The organism is Candidatus Poriferisodalis sp. (assembly GCF_965203655.1).
GTDB lineage: Bacteria > Actinomycetota > Acidimicrobiia > Acidimicrobiales > Poriferisodalaceae > Poriferisodalis.
Window position 1 is genome coordinate 31,378 of record NZ_CBDBDD010000007.1, and the last position, 16,866, is coordinate 48,243.

Here is a 16,866-nt window from a genome sequence, read left to right on the forward strand (position 1 = left end):
GAGGCCCCATTGTCGGCGGCGCGCTCTCGGCTGATCCAGAGTCCGCAGCCAGCTTCACGCGCTGTTCACATTTGGGCAATGGCCCGGAAACCCTGGCTCGTTTGTATCGTGCGCACGGACATTGGTGTCAGCCGCCAACCGGGCCAGCCGCTCGCGGGCTCGCAGGCACAGTGACTGACTTCCTGTTCACATCTTCATTCCCGCAACCGAATGCAGCGAAGGAGCATGCAGTGACCTACCGCGCCGAGTACATCTGGACGGACGGCACAGAGCCCACGGCCGAGGTTCGTTCCAAGACGAGAGTCCTGGCCGACGGCGAGGAGCCTGGCATCTGGGGATTTGATGGCTCCAGCACCAATCAGGCCGAAGGCAGCGACTCCGATGTCGTGCTGAAGCCGGTCTACAACTGCCCCGATCCGCTGCGGGGCGGCAACGACATCATGGTGATGTGCGAGACCTTCCTGCCCGAGACGATGGAGCCGCATCCGACCAACATGCGGGCCAAGACCAGGGCGATCCTCGACAAGTACGGCGGTCAGGACTTCTGGTTCGGTCTCGAGCAGGAGTACACCATGCTCGACCCGGTCACCAAGTGGCCCTCGGGCTTCCCGCCCAACGGTTTCCCCGGTCCCCAGGGGCCGTACTACTGCGGCGTGGGCGCACTGCGCATCCACGGCCGTGACGTGGTCGAGCAGCACACCACCTGGTGCATCGAGGCGGGCTTGAACATCTCGGGCACCAACGCCGAGGTGATGCCCGGCCAGTGGGAGTTCCAGATCGGCCCGTGCGATGCGCTGACCGTGGGCGACGAGATCTGGCTGGCCCGCTACCTGCTGTACCGCGCCGGCGAGGATCACGAGATCGAGATCAGCCTGGCCGCCAAGCCCATGCAGGGTGACTGGAACGGTGCGGGCATGCACACCAACGTGTCCACCCAGGCGATGCGTGAGAACTACGACGCTGTGGTGAAGGCAGCGGAGTCGCTGGGTGCGCCGGGCAAGCCCGAGCAGCACATCGCCGGCTACGGCCACGGCATCGAGCTGCGCCTGACCGGCGAGCACGAGACCGAGCGCTACGACACGTTCAGCTTCGGCGTGTCCGACCGTGGTGCGTCGGTGCGCATCCCGTGGCAGGTCCACCAGGACGGCAAGGGCTACATCGAGGATCGCCGGCCGAACGCCAACGCCGATCCCTACGTGGTGACGGCCCTGCTGAGCCAGACGATTGGCGAAGCGCTGGCCTAACGGAAAAAGTTCGTGATCGGCATCCGCCGGTCTTTGCCGAAGCTCTTCGCGGTGATGCGAGGGCCGGGCGGCGATTGACGCCGCTTGTACTCGGCGATGTCGACGAGTCGTGTCACACGGTGCACGACGTCGGGGTCGGCGCTGAGCTGCTGCGCGACGTCGAGCATCTCGGCGGCGCTGAGGTCGCCTTCCACGTAGGCCTCCACCAGCGGGTCCAGCAGTTCGTACGGCGGCAGGCTCTGGTCGTCACGCTGGTCGGGCCGCAGCTCGGCTGAGGGCGGCTTGTCGATGCACGCCTGCGGGACGCGTTCGCCGTCGCCCTGGCGGTTGCGCCAGCGGCACAGCTCGTACACCAGCAGCTTGGGCACGTCCCGGATGACGGCATACGCGCCGGCGGTGTCGCCGTACAGCGTCGTGTAGCCGACGGAGGTCTCGGTCTTGTTGCCGGTGGTGAGCACCAGCCAGCCGAACCGGTTCGACAGCGCCATGAGCAGCACGCCACGGATGCGGCTCTGGAGGTTCTGATCGGTCAGATCGGCCGCGGCGACCTCGGCCGCGGAGCCGCCCGGAGCAGCGGGTGCGTCCAGCATCCCGGCGAGCGCAGCGTGCGCGGGCTCAATCGGCACAGTGCGGAAGTCGATGCCGAGGTTCTTTGCGAGCTGCGCGGCATCGGTGCGCGATCCGTCGCTGGAGTAGCGAGAAGGCATCGACACGCCGTGCACATGCGCCGACCCGAGCGCATCAGCGGCGATGGCGGCAACCGCACTGGAGTCGATGCCGCCCGACAGCCCGACCGCCACGTCAGTGAAGCCGTTCTTGCGCACGTAGTCACGAGTAGCCACCACCAGCGCCTGCCAGACCTCCTCCAGCGGATCGGGCAGTGCTGCAACGACGCCGCCGCCAGCAGAGGGTTCGCCCGCCAAGGGAACCTCGCAAACCGCAACCTGGGGCGTGAAAGCATCAAGCCGGCAGATGACCTGCCCGGAGGCATCGGTCACAAACGAGTTGCCGTCAAAGACCAGCTCGTCCTGCCCGCCCACCTGGTTGACATAGACAACAGGAACCCCCAGCGCCGCGGCCCGCGTCCGGGCAACAGCCTCCCGGTCAGCCTGCTTGCCCCGCCGGTAAGGCGACCCGTTCAGGTTCACCAGCACCTGCGCGCCCATCGCAACCTGCGCCAGCGCCGGACTCGTATCGGCCTCGCCCCCCACGACCGAAGGCAGCCCGCCGTCATCAGCGGTCGCATCAGCAGTACGAGGCGGCCCCCAAAGGTCCTCACAGATCGAAACACCCACCGCCACCCCGTCGACAGTCAGCAACGGCCCCGCGTCGCTGCCAGGCACGAAGTAGCGCTGCTCATCAAACACGGCGTAATTCGGCAGCAGATGCTTGCGAAACACCCCACGAACCGCACCGTCCCAGCAAAGAGCAGCCGAATTCCACAACCGAACCGGCCCACCCCACCCCGTGTCCTCAGGAAACCCCACCACCGCAGGCACCGCCCCCGTATGGGAAGCAATCCGCGACAGCGCCTGCGCAGCCCCCTCCACAAAAGCAGGCTTCAACAACAAATCCTCAGGCGGATACCCACTAACCGTCAGCTCACTGAACACCACCACCTGCGCCCCCGCGCGCACAGCCTCGTCGTAGGCAGCCAAGACCATCTCAGCGTTCCCATCCAAATCACCAAGCCGCAAATTGAGCTGAGCCAGCCCCACAAGCACCGCCACCAGAAAAACCCTACGCAAGCACAGGCGCGCGGAGGCATCGGAGCAAGTCATAGGTACGCTGCGCCCTCACCGGGGGAAGCAACAGCAACCGCCGGTCGTAAAGGCAAGCGGGGGACGACCAGCGAGGTGGCGCGGTGGCCAAAGAGAGGGTCGAACGTGACGAGGAAGACCTCGTCCGCCTGTACCTGACCGACATCGGCCAGTACCCCCTGCTGAACAAGGACGACGAGGTCCGGCTCGCGCAGCTGATCGAGAAGGGCATCGCCGCCAAGGATTCGCTCGAATCTGCCCGCGACATTTCCAGCGCGCAACGCCGCCGTCTCATCCGAGCGCAGCAGCAGGGCGCCCGTGCCGAGCGCACTTTCGTGCAGTCCAACCTGCGGCTCGTGGTGTCGATCGCGAAGAAGTACCAGGCGTCGGGGCTGCCGCTGTTGGATCTCATCCAGGAGGGCAACTTGGGCCTGATGCACGCGGTCGAGAAGTTCGACTGGCGCAAGGGCTTCAAGTTCTCGACCTATGCGACATGGTGGATCCGCCAGGCGATCACGCGCGGCATCGCCAACACCGGCCGCACGATCCGGCTGCCCGTGCACGCCGGCGACACGCTGGCCCGCCTGCAGAAGGCCCGCTCCCGGCTCGAGCTGAAATACGGTCGCCCTGCCACGCTCGGCGAGCTGGCGGTCGAGGTCGACATGCCCGAGCAGAAGGTCACCGAGGCGCTGCGGTTCGCTGCTGAGCCGCTGTCGCTGTCGGAGCCGCTGCGCGAGGACAGCGACGCCGAGCTGGGCGATGTCGTCGAGGACCGCGCGGCGGAGTCGCCGTTCGAGGTCGCGGCCACCACGCTGCTGCCGAGCGAGATCACCCGGCTGCTGTCACCGCTGGATGAGCGCGAGCGCGAGATCCTCAAGCTCCGCTACGGCCTCGACCGCGGCGAGCCCCGCACGCTCGAAGAGGTGGGCGAGCACTTCCAGCTCACCCGCGAGCGCATCCGCCAGATCGAGGCCCGGGCGATGTCCAAGCTGCGCCATCCCAGCACTGATACCGGCGCACGCGACCTGCTGTCGGTCTAGCGAGCCACCTGTCGGTCTGGCCAGCAACGCGTCGGTCTAGCGGGCCACGCGACGGTCAAACCAGCCACGCGACGGGGCCGACAGTGGTCGCGAGCGCCTGAACGCCGCGCCGGCCGGCTTAGGCCTCGGACAGGCGGCGGACCACGATGACGATCAGGGCGCCGACGATCACGGCGAGCAGCAGCTTCTTCATGGTGCTTCGTCCTCTGTGAGGGGTGAGCCGACGGCATCGGCACAGCGAATGTTATGCGGACACGTCGTGAACTCCGCACGCGCCCGGCGAGATGATTGGCGGAGGTGGACGGGAATCGAACCCGCCGGACGGGGATCACCCGTCCCGCCCGCTTTGAAGGCGGGGGAGCCCACCAGGCGCTCAGACACCTCCGCCGGTCATCTTTGCCCACCGCCGGTCGTCGCGCCACTCGAAATGGGCCTGAGCGCCGAGATAGGCGGACTGTCCCGAAAACCCATTTGATCGCGCTGCCTCGCATCGGCAAGGGTGAGCCGGTAATGAAGTTTCAGTCAATCTGAATGATTATCGGGGATACCAATGATCTATGCTTATCTCGGCGCGAAAGGCGGCGTCGGCAACACCGTGACAGCCCTGCTGGCTGCAGTCAGCGCGAAGCGTTCGGGCCGCGACGTCGTGCTGGCCGACCTCACCGGCGACTTCGGCGTGGTGCTCGGCACAGCGCCCGACCTGCCCGGCATCGCCGAATGGACCGCAGCATCGGAGCTCTCGCTGGGGTCCGCATCGGCATTGGCGGTCGATGTCGCGCCGGGCATCAGCCTGCTGCCACGCGGCAGCGGCGACATCGACGCATCCCGGCTCGCCACGCTGTGGTCGCTGCTTGCGGGCAAGCCGAGGGTCAACATCATCGACGCGGGCCGCGGCCGCACTGCCCTGTCGCAGGTGTCGGGTCCGCGGGTGAGGCGCCTGCTCACGATGACCTGCTGCTACCAGGCCCTGCACCGGGCTCGTGAACTGGTGCCGCAGGTCGATGACGTCATCGTGCTCACCGACACGCAGCGGGCATTGGGCCTGGCCGACATCGAGGCCGCACTGGGCCGTCACGCCGACGCAGTCCTCGCCGTCGACCGCTCCGTCTCACGCTGGGCCGACGCAGGACTGCTGCTGGATCGCGGCGCGAAGCCCGCACGGTCGCTGGACGTCTTCTTGTGAGCCGCCGCAGCCGGGCGGTGGGCACTCACCCCGCGAGCCGGACGTTCGTCGAGCAGATCCACGAGCGATTCCTGCCGGCACCTGCGCCCGAGCCGCGTGACGTGGCCGCGGCGGTGGACACCGCTGCGCCCCTGCTCGACCGCAACGACGCGGCCGAGCTCGTCTCGGAGGTGCTGGCCCGCCTGGCCGGCATCGGCCCGCTCGCGGACATCTGGTCCGACGACGAGGTGACCGAGGTGATGATCAACGGTCCGGGGCCGATCACGATCGAACGGCGCGGCGGCCTGTCGGTGGTGGGCCGGATCAGCGCAGCCGAGGTGCATCGCCTGGTCGAGTACCTGCTGGGGCCGACGGGGCGGCGTGTGGACCGTCGCCTGCCCATGGTGGATGTTCGGCTCGACGACCGCACGCGCTGTCACATCGCCGTGCCGCCGGTTGCGGTGGACGGCCCGTACATCACGCTGCGGCGCTTTCCTGCCCACGTGCGCCAGCTCGACGAGCTGGCCGCGCCGCCCGAAGCAGCGTGCCTGCGCGGGCTCGTCGCGCAGCGTGCCAACCTGATCGTGTTCGGTCCCACCAGCACCGGCAAGACCTCGCTGCTGGCAAGCCTGCTGGCTGCGGTGGCTTCCTCCGAGCGACTGGTGGTCGTCGAGGAAGCCGCGGAGCTGCCGCGCCTGGGCGACGGCACCGTGCGGCTCGAGGGTCAGCCGCCCAATGTCGACGGGGTCGGTGCAGTGACCATGGCCGAGCTGGTGGTTGCGGCACTGCGGATGCGGCCCGATCGCCTGGTCATCGGCGAGGTGCGCGGCCCCGAGGCAGCGGCGTTGCTGCAGGCGCTCACGACCGGGCATCGGGGCTCGGTGTCCACCCTGCACGCCGACGATCCGTCCCATGCGCTGTGGCGGCTCGAACAGCTCGCCCGGGCCGGCGGCGCAGTCGGCGACGTGTCAAGCCATGTCGCGTCGGTCCTAGACGGTCTGGTCCACATGAGCCGCTGCGCCGACGGGCGCAGGACCGTCTCGGCGATCTACGAAGTACACGCCGATGGCTCGCTGCGTCGCACCGCGACCGGTGTGCAGGCCGTGGCCTCCTGATGGGGGCGGCTGGGCGTGGTGCGGATCGTCGTGCTGCTGGCGCTGGCAGGGATGCTCACCTCGCCCGCCGCGCGCCGCCTGTACCGGACGAGGCGCCGCAGACGGCACGAGCGGGCTGCCCTCGCGGCGCGCTCGGAGCGCATGGGCGACTTCTGCGCCGCGGTCTCGCGCCGGCTGGGCGGGGGAGACACGCTGCTGCAGGCGCTGGGCAACGCTGCGGCAGACGGTCCGATGTCGGGGCCGCTCGGCCGGATCACCGAAGAGCACGAGCGCGGGGTCACCCTCAGCCGTGCCGTGCAGCGCTGGGCCGCGCGCGAGCAAACCTCCGAAGCGGCGCTGCTGTCGACTGCGGTCACGCTGGCGTCGGACCGGGTGGGGGCCCAGCCGCAGCTGTTCGACCGCGTGGCGGCAACCAGCCGCGCGCGGGCCGACATGACCGCCGAGGCTCGAGTGCAAGCCGCTCAGGCGCGCGCGTCCATCTGGGTCGTCGCGGTGCTGCCGTGGGCGGTCGCGCTGGCGCTGCTGGCCGAAGGGGGCGCCGCCGCACGGGTGCTCACCTCGACGCCGCTGGGCTGGTTCTGCATCGGCGGGGCGCTGCTGGCAGAGCTGGCAGGCGTGGCGTGGATGCGCACCCTGGTCGGGCGGGCGCTGAGATGAGCGTGTTCTCCAGCGTCGTGCTGACGAATCCGGTGGTCGTCGGGGCGTTCGCCGCAGTCGCTGCCGGCTGGGCCGGTTTCGTCGTTCGGCCCGAGCCTGCTCGCCGCCGCACCCGGCTGCTCGCTCTCAGCGCCGATCGCGGCCCCGGCGGTGTCGGCGCCCCGCGGCCGCGCCCGACTCGGCTGCGCTCCGGCCCCCGGCCGGAGCGTGTGGCTGCCGAGCTGTCCGCGGTCGTCGAGGTGATGGGCGTGGCCTTGGCATCGGGTCTGTCGATCACGGCGTCGCTGCAGCTCGCACTGGCCCACTGCGACGCTGCACACGAGACCAGACACCGCCTCGCCGCCTCGCCGGACCGACCGCTGGACGAGGCCCTGGACGACTTCGGCAGCGCCTGCGGCCCGCGTGCCCGGGCGTTCGCCGAAGCAGTCTCGGGCTCGCTGCGCACCGGCATCCCGCTCGCGCCCGAGCTGGACCGTCTCGGGCGCGAGCTGCGCGAGGACATGCGCCGCCGCCTCGAGCACCGGGTGCGCCGCCTGCCGGTGCTGTTGCTGTTCCCCCTGGTGCTGTGCGTGCTGCCGGCGCTCGGGCTGGTCGCGATCGTGCCCGTGCTGGTCGCTGCGTTCGGCGCGTGAATCACGCATTGCCCCATCCCCCTACCGCCAATGACACATCCCACAGGAGCTCCCATGACCGTCACACCCGCAACACCCCTCACACCCGTCACATCCCATCGACGCACGCACCGGCTCGCGCCGGCCCAAAATGCCGACGAATCCGGCCAGACCACCGCCGAGTACGCGCTGCTCACCGGGGCCATCGCCCTGCTGGTCGCGGCAGTCACTGCCTGGGCCACCAGCACCGGCAAGATCGGCCGCCTGCTCGACGCCGTCTTCAACTACCTGACGAAAGCCATCTCCTGACCACGACGCAGCCGGCGCAACCCGAGGCGCAGCAGGGCCAGGCCACCGTCGAGCTGGCGCTGCTCATGCCGTTCTTGGTGCTGCTGCTCATGTGCATCATCCAGACGGCACTCGTCGCCCGCGACGCCGTGCTGGTGTCACATGCCGCGCGGGTGGGTGCGCGCATCGCCAGCGTCGATCAGTCGCTCAGCGGCATCCGCAGCGCCGTGACGGAGGCGACGCCGCTCGACCCGGCGCGCCTCGACGTCGGGCGGGAGGTGGCTGGCGACCTCGTACGCGTCACGGTGCAGTACCGCTCCCCGACCGAGGTCCCGCTGGTCGGGGCCCTCGTCGGCGATGTCGGCCTCACCGAATCGGCCGCGATGCCCATCGAGCGCTGATTTGTTGCTGAGTTCTGCCAGCGTTCTGCCGGCGTTCTGACAACCCGCTGCGCTCCATCAGCGGCGACGTTGCACGGCGCCGAAATTGCCGCTTGCGCATGTCACACCCATGGGGTTCAATGGCAAGTCACACACCTGTAATTACAGATCAGGAAGCTCGACACCTGCACACCTGTCGAGAAACTGCCCGGGAGGATCAATGGCATTCGCAACTGAAGAAGACGTCGACGTATCAGAAGGGAACTGGTGGGACCAGGCCAACTGCCTCGGCGTCGATCCCGACCTGTTCTTTCCCGAGCGCGGGGCCAGCACACGCGAGGCCAAGGCCGTCTGCCGTGGCTGCATCGTGAGCGACGACTGCCTCGAGTACGCGCTGCAGAACAGCGAGAAGTTCGGCATCTGGGGCGGCATGAGCGAGCGTGAGCGCCGTCGGGTCCGCCGCCAGCGGGCGCTCACGAGACGAGCCGCCGCCGGCTGACGCCTCTCGGCTGCATCAAGCCGGTGAGTCCAGCCGGCTCTCCGTCTGAGCGAGCACTGGTACGCTCGCGAGCGTGATGGCGATCGCGCTCGGGCCTCCCGAACTGCTCATCCTTCTCATCATCGTGCTGGTGCTCTTCGGCGGAGCCAAGCTGCCCAAGCTGGCTCGCTCGCTGGGTCAGGCACAGCGCGAGTTCCGCGAAGGTGTCAACGACGAGGACAAGGAAGCCGGCGGCAGCTCATCGAGCGACTCCAAGTCCAAGGACGCCTGAGTCAGGCGGCCCTGGCCGCACGACGACGGTCTCGCAGTATCCGGCGGCGCTGCCGTTCTGAGGTGCCGCCCCACACGCCGTGGGTGATGTTGTTGGCGAGCGCGTACTCGCGGCAGGGGTCCTTCACCGGGCACTCGGCGCACACCTTCTGAGCAGCGATCACGCCGGCGCCGTCATTGGGGAAGAAGACGTTCGGATCGATGTCGGCGCAATTGCGTCGTGTGACCCACTCGGCCGCGACGCTCTCGGAGCCCGGGCCTGGACATATCTGCGGTTGGTATATCGGATTGACCTGCAACATCATGAGAACCAACGCCGCAGGACCCCGTCCGGTTCCCCGTTGAGCCGACTTTCATCAAACTTTCATGTTGAGACCGTCGTTGAAGCCGTCGGACCGGCCGGTCTCAGTACCCTTCCCGTCGGCCCCGACACAAGAGGAACTCCGTGTCCGACATCGCCACCGAAGAAGAGCAGCTCCCCCCTGAGGTCGGCATCCGCATCGTGTACCTGGGACCCGTCGCTCCCCACTGGGAGATCGAGGGGATCTACGGCGACCAGGCCGCCGTCGAGGAGTTCAGCCGCCGCACCAACGCACGCCTGCAGCTGCTGCCGCCCCACGATCCGCAGTTCCGCCGCAACCGCGAGCGGGTCGTGCGCGACGCCGAGCGAGAGAACTACGAGCTGCACTGGGATCTGGGCATGCCCGAGGACGAAGAAGACGCTGAGTAGTTCAGTCGGGTAGTTCAGTCAGGCAGCCCCGTCGAGCAGTTCACCGGTTGTTCACGGCATCCGTGGCGACCGTTCACCCCGAACCCGCGCTGCTGTCACCGGCCGTTCGTAGCGTGCGCGGACATGCGAAAGACCCCCCAGTCATCCCGCCGCGGCACGAAGCTGCTCGTGGCATTGCTCACTGCGTTCGCTCTGGTAGCCGCTGCGTGCGGCAGCGACGACGACTCGTCTGACGACGGCGCCGCCAGCGCAGCTGCAACGACAGCAGCGGCTCCCGCCGCGACCCAGGCCCCTGCAGCCGACGATTCGGGCGACGAGATGGCCGACTCGATCAGCGGCTCCATCGACGTCACCGGCTCCTCGACGGTCGAGCCCGTCACCAACCTGCTGGCAGAGGCGTTCTCCGAGAGGCACCCAGACGTGGCGTTCTCGGTCGCAGGCCCCGGCTCGGGCGACGGTCACAAGGCCGCAGCGGCAGGCGAAGTGCCCATCTGGAACAGCTCCCGCCAGATCAAGGACTCCGAGGCCGAAGACATCAGCGCCGCCGGCATCGAGTTCATCGAGCTGCGCGTCGGCATCGACGGCATCTCGGTGATCACCGCCGCCAGCAACGACTCGGTCGACTGCCTCAGCTTCGAAGACCTCTACAGCTTGGTCGGCATCGAGTCGACCGGATTCAGCTCGTGGGCAGATGCCAACAGCCTGAACGCCGAGCTGGGCGGCACCGGCCCGTTCGGGCACGGCGCTCTGGAGATCTTCGCCCCGGGCGAGGAGTCGGGCACCTTCGACAGCTTCATCGAGATCGCCCTCGAGGGCGTGTGGGAGCACCGTGTCGAAGAGGGCCATGCTGACGAGAACTTCGCCGTGCGTCCCGACTACAACGCCTCGGCCAATGACAACGTGATCATCGACGGCATCGCCGGCAACCAGTCCAGCCTCGGCTGGGTGGGCTTCGCCTTCGCCGACGAGAACCGCGACAAAGTGAAGCTGGTGGAGGTCGACGGCGGCGACGGCTGCGTGGCGCCGACGCCCCAGACCATCGCCTCGGCCGAGTTCCCGATCGCCCGCTTCCTGTACACCTACATCGACGCTGCGCAGGCCTCCGACCCCGCCATCAAGGCGTTCGTCGACTTCATGCTGAGCGACGAGGGCCAGACCTACGTGGTCGACGCCGGCTACGTCAACCTCGACCCTGCCGACCTCGAGCAGTCGCGCAGCAACTGGGTCAACCTGACCACCGGCAAGACCTTCTAGCCGCACGCAGGTCCAGCCCGCAGATCCGGGACCCCTCCCTCCCGCTGATGGTCCCCCTCAGGTGCACCGAAGTTCCTGAGGGGGACATCGGCGGGTTTCTAGAATGACACCGCCCATGCCACCGGACACCTCCAACCTGAGCGTCGCCGACTTGCGGACATCGGCAGGCCGGCGGGCCTGGTCGGCCGGGGCACGCTGGGCCTTCGCGCTCGCGGCCCTCGCCACCGTGCTGGTGAGCGCACTCATCATCTGGACGGTCGCGTCGGGGGCGTGGACGTTCATCAGCCAGGTGCCCTTCGACAATCTGACCGAGATCGGCTGGTTCCCCCGCCGGGGCCTGTTCGACCTCAGCACCTTGCTGGTCAACTCGGTGCAGATCTCCGTCATCGCCATGCTGGTGGCAGTGCCGTCGGGCTTCGGCGCTGCGATCTACCTCTCCGAATACGCGCATCCCAAGGTGCGCAAGGTGATGAAGCCCACCCTCGAGCTGCTGGCCAGCGTGCCCAGCGTCGTGCTCGGCGTGTTCGCCATCAGCTTCATCACCCCGTCGATCCTCACCAACTTCTTCAACGAGATCAACTTCTTCAACAAGCTGGCGGCGGGCATCGCGGTCGGCCTGCTGGTGATCCCGCTGATCGCCTCCATCTCCGAGGACGCCCTGCGGGCAGTGCCCTTGGCGCTGCGGGAAGCCTCCTCGGGTCTCGGCGCCCGCAAGGTCACCACCTCGATCCGGGTGGTGCTGCCCGCCGCGATGTCGGGCCTGATGGCGGCCATCATCGTCGGCTTCAGCCGCGCCATCGGCGAGACGATGGTGGTCACGATGGCGTCGGGCGGCGGCGACACCTCGCTGTTCAATCTGGCGCTCACCGAATCCGGCGGCACCTTCACCTCCGCGATGGCGGCGCTCGGCCTCGGCACCGACCAGGTGGCCGGCAACAACTTGGCGTTCCAGAGTCTCTACTTCCTGGGCGCGCTGCTGTTCGCCATCACGCTGGTGCTCAACATGCTCGGCGATCTCATCGTCCGCCGACTGCAGAACAAGTACTGATGGCTCCGTTGACATGACCGTTCTCACGACACCTGCAGGCATCGCCACCGGCGCAGCCGACGCCCTGCGCAAGCGCCCCGGCGCCGATGTGGCCGGCTCGGCCTTCAAGTGGCTGCTCATCGGCGCCACCGTGTTCGCCACGGGCTTTCTGGCGGTGCTGCTCGCCGTGATGATCGTGGACGGCTGGGATGTGCTGTCGGGCAACCTGTGGTACTTCCTCACCCACGGCTTCTCCCAGCGCTCTGCCGGCGAGGCCGGCGTGTGGCAGGGCATCCTCGGCAGCCTGCAGGTGGCGCTGGTGACCGGGGTGTTCGCGATCCCGACCGGCGTAGCCACGGCCATCTACCTCGTCGAGTACGCACAGGGCAACCGCTTCGCCCGCATCGTCGAGCTGAACATCCGCAACTTGGCCGGCGTGCCCTCGATCGTGTACGGGCTGCTGGGCCTGGCGGTGTTCGCTCAGACGCTGCGGGGATTCAGCGGTGGCACCACCGCGATTGCAGGCGGGATGACGCTGGCGGCGATGGTGCTGCCGATCGTGGTGATCACCTCGGTGGAGGCGCTCAAGGCTGTGCCGGACTCGCTGCGCGAAGCCGCCTACGGTGTGGGGGCCACCAAGTGGGAGGTGCTCTCACGCCAGGTTCTGCCCGCGGCACTGTCCACGATTCTCACCGGCACGGTGCTGGCGCTGGCGCGCGCCCTGGGCGAGGCCGCCCCGCTGATCTTGGTGGGGGCTGCGACCGGCTTCATGAGCTTCGGCGACGCCAACGTGTTCGAGACCTTCACCGGGCCCTACACGGCGCTGCCGGTGCTGATCTTCAACTTCGCCCGCCAGCCCGGAGCGGACTGGGGGGTGAACGCCGCCGCGGCGAGCGTCATCATCCTGGTGCTGGTGCTCGCAGTGAACGGCTTGGCTATCTATCTTCGCAACCGATTCGAGAAGCAGTGGTGATGACACAGGTGGCGCCTTCATGACACCCGAAGAGGCCGTGATGACCCAAGAGTCCGACGCATCAATGCCCGACGTGGCCCAATCCGGTGTGAGCGGGCCCGGTGTGAGCGAGCCGGGCGCGGTCGTCGACGGCATGACATCGCCTGGGCCGCGCATTGACGTGAGCGGTGCGGCGATGGGACACACCCGCGCCGACACCCAGACGGTGTTCCGCTGTGACGACGTGCACGTGTACTACACCGACTTCCTCGCCTTGCGCGACGTCTCGCTCGACATCGCTGCGCACGAGGTGACGGCGTTCATCGGTCCCTCGGGCTGCGGCAAGACGACGTTCCTGCGCTGCTTCAACCGCATGAACGACCTCATCGAGGGCGCCCGGGTGGAGGGCTCGATCAACTACCACGGTGTCGAGCTGTACCAGGACGAGGTCGACCCGGTCGAGGTGCGCCGCCGGGTGGGCATGGTGTTCCAGAAGCCCAACCCGTTCCCCAAGTCGATCTACGACAACATCGCCTACGGCCCGAGGCTGGCGGGCGCCAAGCGGTCCGAGCTCGACGACATCGTGGAGCGCTCGCTGACACGGGCGGCGCTGTGGGACGAGGTGCGCGACCGGCTCAAAACATCGGCCTACGGCCTGTCGGGCGGCCAGCAGCAGCGGCTGTGCATCGCCCGGGCCATTGCGGTGCAGCCCGACGTGGTGCTGATGGATGAGCCCTGCTCGGCGCTCGACCCGATCGCCACCGGCCGCATCGAGGAGCTCATCGCCGAGCTGAAGACCGAGTACACGATCATCATCGTCACCCACAACATGCAGCAGGCCGCCCGCATCAGCGACATGACGGCGTTCTTCTCGGTGCAGGCGAATGAGATGGGCCAGCGCACCGGCGAGCTGGTCGAGTACGCACCCACCAGCCTGATCTTCACCAATCCCGACGATCCCCGAACCGAGGCCTACATCACCGGGCGGGTGGGCTGAGCCGCAGAACAGCGACCGGGCAGCGCAGATACGCCACACTGCATGACATGACCGAAGAAGTACGGACCGAGTTCCATCAGCTGATGGACGAGGTTCGTGCCGATCTCGTGCAGATGGGCGGCATGGTGGCCGAGGGCATCTCGGCGGTGACAGCCGCACTGCTCGCGGGCGACATCGGCGGGGCCGACCAGATCATCGCCGCAGACGACGAGCTTGACCTGCTCAGCATCGAGACCGAGGAGAAGTGCGTCCGGCTGCTGGCGCTGCAGCAGCCGGTGGCGGTGGACCTGCGCACGATCCTGACCGACCTGCGGATGATCTCCGAGATCGAGCGCAGCGGCGACTTGGTCACCAACATCGCCAAGGCGGTGGCGCGGCTGCACGGCGCCGAGCTCGAGCCGCGGGTGCGGGGCCTCATCGACCGGATGCGCCAGCAGGCGGTGAAGCTGACGGCGATGGCCATGGATGCCTACGCCGAGCGCGACGCCGGCCTGGCGTCGGTGCTCAACGACATGGACGACGTGCTCGACGACCTGCACAACGAGTACATCGTGTCGGTGTTCGCGTCGCACGAGCTCGGCAAGATCGAGATCCAGCACGCCGTGCAGCTCGCAGTGGTGGGCCGCTTCTACGAGCGCATCGGCGACCACGCGGTCAACGTCGCGGAGCGGGTCGAGTTCTTGGTGACCGGGGAGCTGCCCGAGCACCTGGGTGCTAACCGGGCCCGGGCCCGGCGGGAGCAGGACGAGATGTGATTGCAGCGCTGGTGGCGATCGCGTCCGCTCTGGCGCTGGCACTCGTGATCGTCGTGGTGACGGCTGTGCGAGCGCGCCGCTCGGCGGCTGAGCGCCTGGGCAGGGTGGTGCACCAGTTCGTGGCGCACGATGGCGAGCGGCCGCGGCCTGCCGAGGCCGAGGTCGATGGGTACAAGCTCGACGACTGGCTCACCTACCTGGAGTCGGTGGCCACCACGGCGGCGATGACGGCCAACCTGGCCGAGCGGGACCGCGCCCGCTGGCAGCTCGCCATGGACGAGCTCGCCATCGGTGTCGTGCTGGTGGACGAGGACGGCACCGTGTGCGCTACCAACGCACTGGCCGACGAGATGATGTCGGCGCGCGATGCCATGGCCCTGGTCGGCGCGGGCGTGCGGGAGTTGCTGGAGCAGGCAGGCGCGGGGCACGCACGCTTCCGCACGGTGAAGCTCACGGGCCCGCCGCCGCGGGTGCTCGAGATCAGCGCGCATCCGGTGGCCAGCGACAGCCATGCGCTGGGGGCGGTGGCGGTGATTGCTGACCGCACCGAAGGCGCCCGGGTGGACGAGGTACGGCGTGACTTCGTGGCCAACCTGAGCCATGAGCTGCGCACGCCGGTGGGCGCGATCGCGCTGCTGTCCGAGACGCTGGAGCACGAGGACGACCCGGCGGTGCGGGGCCGGCTGGTGGGCCGCATCAGCGCTGAGGCCGAGCGGGTCCGGCTCATCATCGACGACCTGCTGGAGCTGAGCCGGGTCGAGCTGGAGGGTTCGATGCGGCAGGAGGAGGTGCCGGTCGTGCCGCTGCTGAGCGAGGTGGCGCACCAGTATTCCGAGCACGCACGCACCCACGACGTGGAGCTGGTGCGACCCGAGGCCTCGAACGGGTCGGCGATCGTGCTGCACGCCGACCGCGGCCAGCTGCTGCGGGCCGTGGGGAACCTGGTCGACAACGCCATCAAGTACAGCGACCCCGGCTCGGAGGTGCGCCTGAGCGTGCTGCCGAGCTCGGGAAACGACCGACCGCCCTCGGAGGTGCTCGCAGAGGCGGACGCGGCCGTCGCTCGGATCGGGCCTGCAGAGATGTCGGGATCATCGGATGTGCCTGCACCGCCGGGCAGCCCGGAGCTGTTCGACCCTGAGCGGTCAGAAGCAGGGGAGCCGGCGTGGGTGGACATCGTGGTTGCCGATGAGGGCATCGGCATTCCCGCGGACGAGACCGAGCGGGTCTTCGAGCGCTTCTACCGGGTCGACAAGGCCCGCGCCCGGGCCACCGGCGGCACCGGCTTGGGCCTCAGCATCGTGCGCCACGTGGTGGCGAACCACGGCGGCGAGGTGATGCTGCACACCCGTGAGGGCGTCGGCACGACCTTCACGCTCAGATTCCCCGCACCCGACGACACGGGCACACTTGACGAGGCAGACATATGACATCGGTACTGGTAGTTGACGACGAGCCGTCCTTCACCGAGGCGCTCTCGGTGGGCCTGCGGCGTGAGGGCTTCGAGGTGCGCACCGCCGCCGACGGCCGCGCCGCGCTGGAAGAGATCAGCGAGTCCGAACCGGACCTGATCCTGCTCGACGTGATGCTGCCGGGCATGTCGGGGCTGGACGTGTGCCGGGAGATCCGCAAGACGACACGGGTGCCGCTGATCATGGTGACCGCCCGCGGCGAGGAGATCGATGCCGTGGTGGGCCTCGAGGTCGGCGCGGACGACTACGTCTCCAAGCCGTACCGCATGCGCGAGCTGGTGGCACGCATGCGGGCGGTGCTGCGGCGCGCCTCCCCGCAGCCCTCCGAGCCCGAGGCGACCTGTCTGGTCGAGGGCGATGTGATGCTCGACATCGACCGCCACGAGCTGCGTGTGCGCGGCGAGCTGGTGTCCCTCGCGCTGAAGGAGTTCGAGCTGCTGGCCTACCTGCTCTCCAATGCCGGCCGGGTGGTCACTCGCGACAGCCTCATGCAGAACGTGTGGGGCTACAACTACGTCGGCGACACCAAGACGATCGACGTGCATGTGAAGCGGTTGCGGGCCAAGATCGAGGACGATCCGTCCGACCCGCAGCGCATCACCACCATCCGGGGCCTGGGCTACCGCTACGAGCGGAGCGTGACGAACTGAACC

20 protein-coding genes and 1 tRNA gene are annotated in these 16,866 nt (G+C 68.5%); 18 read left to right on the forward strand and 3 right to left on the reverse strand.

Going from position 1 to position 16,866, the window contains the following annotated elements; translation table 11 throughout:
- The first annotated feature begins 230 nt into the window (after nucleotides 1-230).
- Nucleotides 231-1,244 (forward strand): glutamine synthetase GlnII, encoded by a 1,014-nt coding sequence (gene glnII / locus ACOGW9_RS08380; RefSeq protein ID WP_419910213.1) that lies wholly within the window; start codon nucleotides 231-233, stop codon nucleotides 1,242-1,244.
- Here the strand turns inward: glnII and ACOGW9_RS08385 are convergent.
- Nucleotides 1,241-2,974, reverse strand: coding sequence for an NAD+ synthase (locus ACOGW9_RS08385; protein WP_419910215.1), 1,734 nt, complete (start codon nucleotides 2,972-2,974; stop codon nucleotides 1,241-1,243). The two genes, glnII and ACOGW9_RS08385, sit on opposite strands and share 4 nt — an antisense overlap.
- Nucleotides 2,975-3,108: 134 nt before the next feature.
- On the opposite strand from ACOGW9_RS08385, the gene ACOGW9_RS08390 reads away from it, so the two are divergent.
- The gene (locus ACOGW9_RS08390) at nucleotides 3,109-4,044 is read left to right on the forward strand and encodes a sigma-70 family RNA polymerase sigma factor (protein WP_419910217.1); all 936 of its coding nucleotides are present in this window, start codon (nucleotides 3,109-3,111) and stop codon (nucleotides 4,042-4,044) included.
- A 289-nt stretch (nucleotides 4,045-4,333) separates the two neighbouring features.
- On the opposite strand, the gene ACOGW9_RS08395 is transcribed toward ACOGW9_RS08390, so the two are convergent.
- Nucleotides 4,334-4,429: transfer RNA gene (locus ACOGW9_RS08395), tRNA-Sec, on the reverse strand.
- Nucleotides 4,430-4,594: 165 nt separating this feature from the next.
- Here ACOGW9_RS08395 and ACOGW9_RS08400 point away from each other — a divergent pair.
- From ACOGW9_RS08400 to ACOGW9_RS08435, 8 genes are all read left to right on the forward strand, one after another.
- Nucleotides 4,595-5,227, forward strand: a complete 633-nt coding sequence (locus tag ACOGW9_RS08400; RefSeq protein ID WP_419910219.1) for a hypothetical protein — start codon at nucleotides 4,595-4,597, stop codon at nucleotides 5,225-5,227.
- Nucleotides 5,224-6,321, forward strand: coding sequence for a CpaF family protein (locus ACOGW9_RS08405; protein WP_419910221.1), 1,098 nt, complete (start codon nucleotides 5,224-5,226; stop codon nucleotides 6,319-6,321). Before ACOGW9_RS08400 ends, ACOGW9_RS08405 begins: the two co-directional genes overlap by 4 nt.
- 18 nt (nucleotides 6,322-6,339) lie before the next feature.
- A complete protein-coding gene (locus ACOGW9_RS08410) occupies nucleotides 6,340-6,978 on the forward strand; it encodes a type II secretion system F family protein (RefSeq protein WP_419910223.1) in 639 nt (212 codons plus the stop codon).
- Entirely contained in the window at nucleotides 6,975-7,610 is a 636-nt protein-coding gene (locus tag ACOGW9_RS08415) for a type II secretion system F family protein (protein ID WP_419910225.1), read from the forward strand. Before ACOGW9_RS08410 ends, ACOGW9_RS08415 begins: the two co-directional genes overlap by 4 nt.
- A gap of 54 nt (nucleotides 7,611-7,664) precedes the next feature.
- Nucleotides 7,665-7,898: a Flp family type IVb pilin gene (locus tag ACOGW9_RS08420; RefSeq protein ID WP_419910312.1), complete on the forward strand. Its 234-nt coding sequence runs from the start codon at nucleotides 7,665-7,667 to the stop codon at nucleotides 7,896-7,898.
- The gene (locus tag ACOGW9_RS08425; RefSeq protein WP_419910306.1) at nucleotides 7,895-8,278 is read left to right on the forward strand and encodes a TadE/TadG family type IV pilus assembly protein; all 384 of its coding nucleotides are present in this window, start codon (nucleotides 7,895-7,897) and stop codon (nucleotides 8,276-8,278) included. The genes ACOGW9_RS08420 and ACOGW9_RS08425 overlap by 4 nt, the downstream gene beginning before the upstream one ends.
- 199 nt (nucleotides 8,279-8,477) lie before the next feature.
- The gene (locus ACOGW9_RS08430) at nucleotides 8,478-8,756 is read left to right on the forward strand and encodes a WhiB family transcriptional regulator (protein WP_419910227.1); all 279 of its coding nucleotides are present in this window, start codon (nucleotides 8,478-8,480) and stop codon (nucleotides 8,754-8,756) included.
- A 76-nt stretch (nucleotides 8,757-8,832) separates the two neighbouring features.
- Nucleotides 8,833-9,027, forward strand: coding sequence for a Sec-independent protein translocase subunit TatA/TatB (locus tag ACOGW9_RS08435; RefSeq protein ID WP_419910308.1), 195 nt, complete (start codon nucleotides 8,833-8,835; stop codon nucleotides 9,025-9,027).
- Between the two features lies 1 nt (nucleotide 9,028).
- Here ACOGW9_RS08435 and ACOGW9_RS08440 read toward each other — a convergent pair whose 3' ends face one another.
- On the reverse strand, nucleotides 9,029-9,328 hold the full coding sequence (locus tag ACOGW9_RS08440) for a WhiB family transcriptional regulator (RefSeq protein ID WP_419910229.1): 300 nt from the start codon (nucleotides 9,326-9,328) through the stop codon (nucleotides 9,029-9,031).
- A 143-nt stretch (nucleotides 9,329-9,471) separates the two neighbouring features.
- On the opposite strand from ACOGW9_RS08440, the gene ACOGW9_RS08445 reads away from it, so the two are divergent.
- The 8 genes from ACOGW9_RS08445 (at nucleotide 9,472) to ACOGW9_RS08480 (ending at nucleotide 16,863) form a co-directional block, all read left to right on the forward strand.
- Entirely contained in the window at nucleotides 9,472-9,756 is a 285-nt protein-coding gene (locus tag ACOGW9_RS08445) for a hypothetical protein (protein WP_419910231.1), read from the forward strand.
- A gap of 123 nt (nucleotides 9,757-9,879) precedes the next feature.
- Entirely contained in the window at nucleotides 9,880-11,010 is a 1,131-nt protein-coding gene (locus ACOGW9_RS08450; RefSeq protein ID WP_419910233.1) for a substrate-binding domain-containing protein, read from the forward strand.
- A gap of 115 nt (nucleotides 11,011-11,125) precedes the next feature.
- Nucleotides 11,126-12,058, forward strand: coding sequence for a phosphate ABC transporter permease subunit PstC (gene pstC, locus ACOGW9_RS08455; RefSeq protein ID WP_419910235.1), 933 nt, complete (start codon nucleotides 11,126-11,128; stop codon nucleotides 12,056-12,058).
- Between the two features lie 13 nt (nucleotides 12,059-12,071).
- Nucleotides 12,072-13,010, forward strand: a complete 939-nt coding sequence (pstA, locus tag ACOGW9_RS08460; RefSeq protein WP_419910237.1) for a phosphate ABC transporter permease PstA — start codon at nucleotides 12,072-12,074, stop codon at nucleotides 13,008-13,010.
- A 133-nt stretch (nucleotides 13,011-13,143) separates the two neighbouring features.
- Nucleotides 13,144-13,986: a phosphate ABC transporter ATP-binding protein PstB gene (gene pstB, locus ACOGW9_RS08465; protein WP_419910310.1), complete on the forward strand. Its 843-nt coding sequence runs from the start codon at nucleotides 13,144-13,146 to the stop codon at nucleotides 13,984-13,986.
- Nucleotides 13,987-14,033: 47 nt separating this feature from the next.
- Complete coding sequence (gene phoU, locus ACOGW9_RS08470; protein WP_419910239.1) at nucleotides 14,034-14,741, forward strand: phosphate signaling complex protein PhoU; 708 nt, start codon at nucleotides 14,034-14,036, stop codon at nucleotides 14,739-14,741.
- Complete coding sequence (locus tag ACOGW9_RS08475; protein ID WP_419910241.1) at nucleotides 14,738-16,171, forward strand: sensor histidine kinase; 1,434 nt, start codon at nucleotides 14,738-14,740, stop codon at nucleotides 16,169-16,171. Before phoU ends, ACOGW9_RS08475 begins: the two co-directional genes overlap by 4 nt.
- The gene (locus ACOGW9_RS08480; protein WP_419910243.1) at nucleotides 16,168-16,863 is read left to right on the forward strand and encodes a response regulator; all 696 of its coding nucleotides are present in this window, start codon (nucleotides 16,168-16,170) and stop codon (nucleotides 16,861-16,863) included. The genes ACOGW9_RS08475 and ACOGW9_RS08480 overlap by 4 nt, the downstream gene beginning before the upstream one ends.
- Nucleotides 16,864-16,866 lie beyond the last annotated feature (3 nt).

What these genes read in the sequence shown, in the direction of transcription:
- phoU (WP_419910239.1), top strand. Translation starts at nt 14,034, where the DNA reads ATGACCGAAGAAGTACGGACCGAGTTCCATCAGCTGATGGACGAGGTT.
- ACOGW9_RS08400 (WP_419910219.1), top strand. Translation starts at nt 4,595, where the DNA reads ATGATCTATGCTTATCTCGGCGCGAAAGGCGGCGTCGGCAACACCGTG.
- ACOGW9_RS08420 (WP_419910312.1), top strand. Translation starts at nt 7,665, where the DNA reads ATGACCGTCACACCCGCAACACCCCTCACACCCGTCACATCCCATCGA.
- pstA (WP_419910237.1), top strand. Translation starts at nt 12,072, where the DNA reads ATGACCGTTCTCACGACACCTGCAGGCATCGCCACCGGCGCAGCCGAC.
- ACOGW9_RS08415 (WP_419910225.1), top strand. Translation starts at nt 6,975, where the DNA reads ATGAGCGTGTTCTCCAGCGTCGTGCTGACGAATCCGGTGGTCGTCGGG.
- ACOGW9_RS08440 (WP_419910229.1), bottom strand. Translation starts at nt 9,328, where the DNA reads ATGTTGCAGGTCAATCCGATATACCAACCGCAGATATGTCCAGGCCCG.
- pstB (WP_419910310.1), top strand. Translation starts at nt 13,144, where the DNA reads ATGACATCGCCTGGGCCGCGCATTGACGTGAGCGGTGCGGCGATGGGA.
- ACOGW9_RS08450 (WP_419910233.1), top strand. Translation starts at nt 9,880, where the DNA reads ATGCGAAAGACCCCCCAGTCATCCCGCCGCGGCACGAAGCTGCTCGTG.
- ACOGW9_RS08430 (WP_419910227.1), top strand. Translation starts at nt 8,478, where the DNA reads ATGGCATTCGCAACTGAAGAAGACGTCGACGTATCAGAAGGGAACTGG.
- pstC (WP_419910235.1), top strand. Translation starts at nt 11,126, where the DNA reads ATGCCACCGGACACCTCCAACCTGAGCGTCGCCGACTTGCGGACATCG.
- ACOGW9_RS08480 (WP_419910243.1), top strand. Translation starts at nt 16,168, where the DNA reads ATGACATCGGTACTGGTAGTTGACGACGAGCCGTCCTTCACCGAGGCG.
- ACOGW9_RS08435 (WP_419910308.1), top strand. Translation starts at nt 8,833, where the DNA reads ATGGCGATCGCGCTCGGGCCTCCCGAACTGCTCATCCTTCTCATCATC.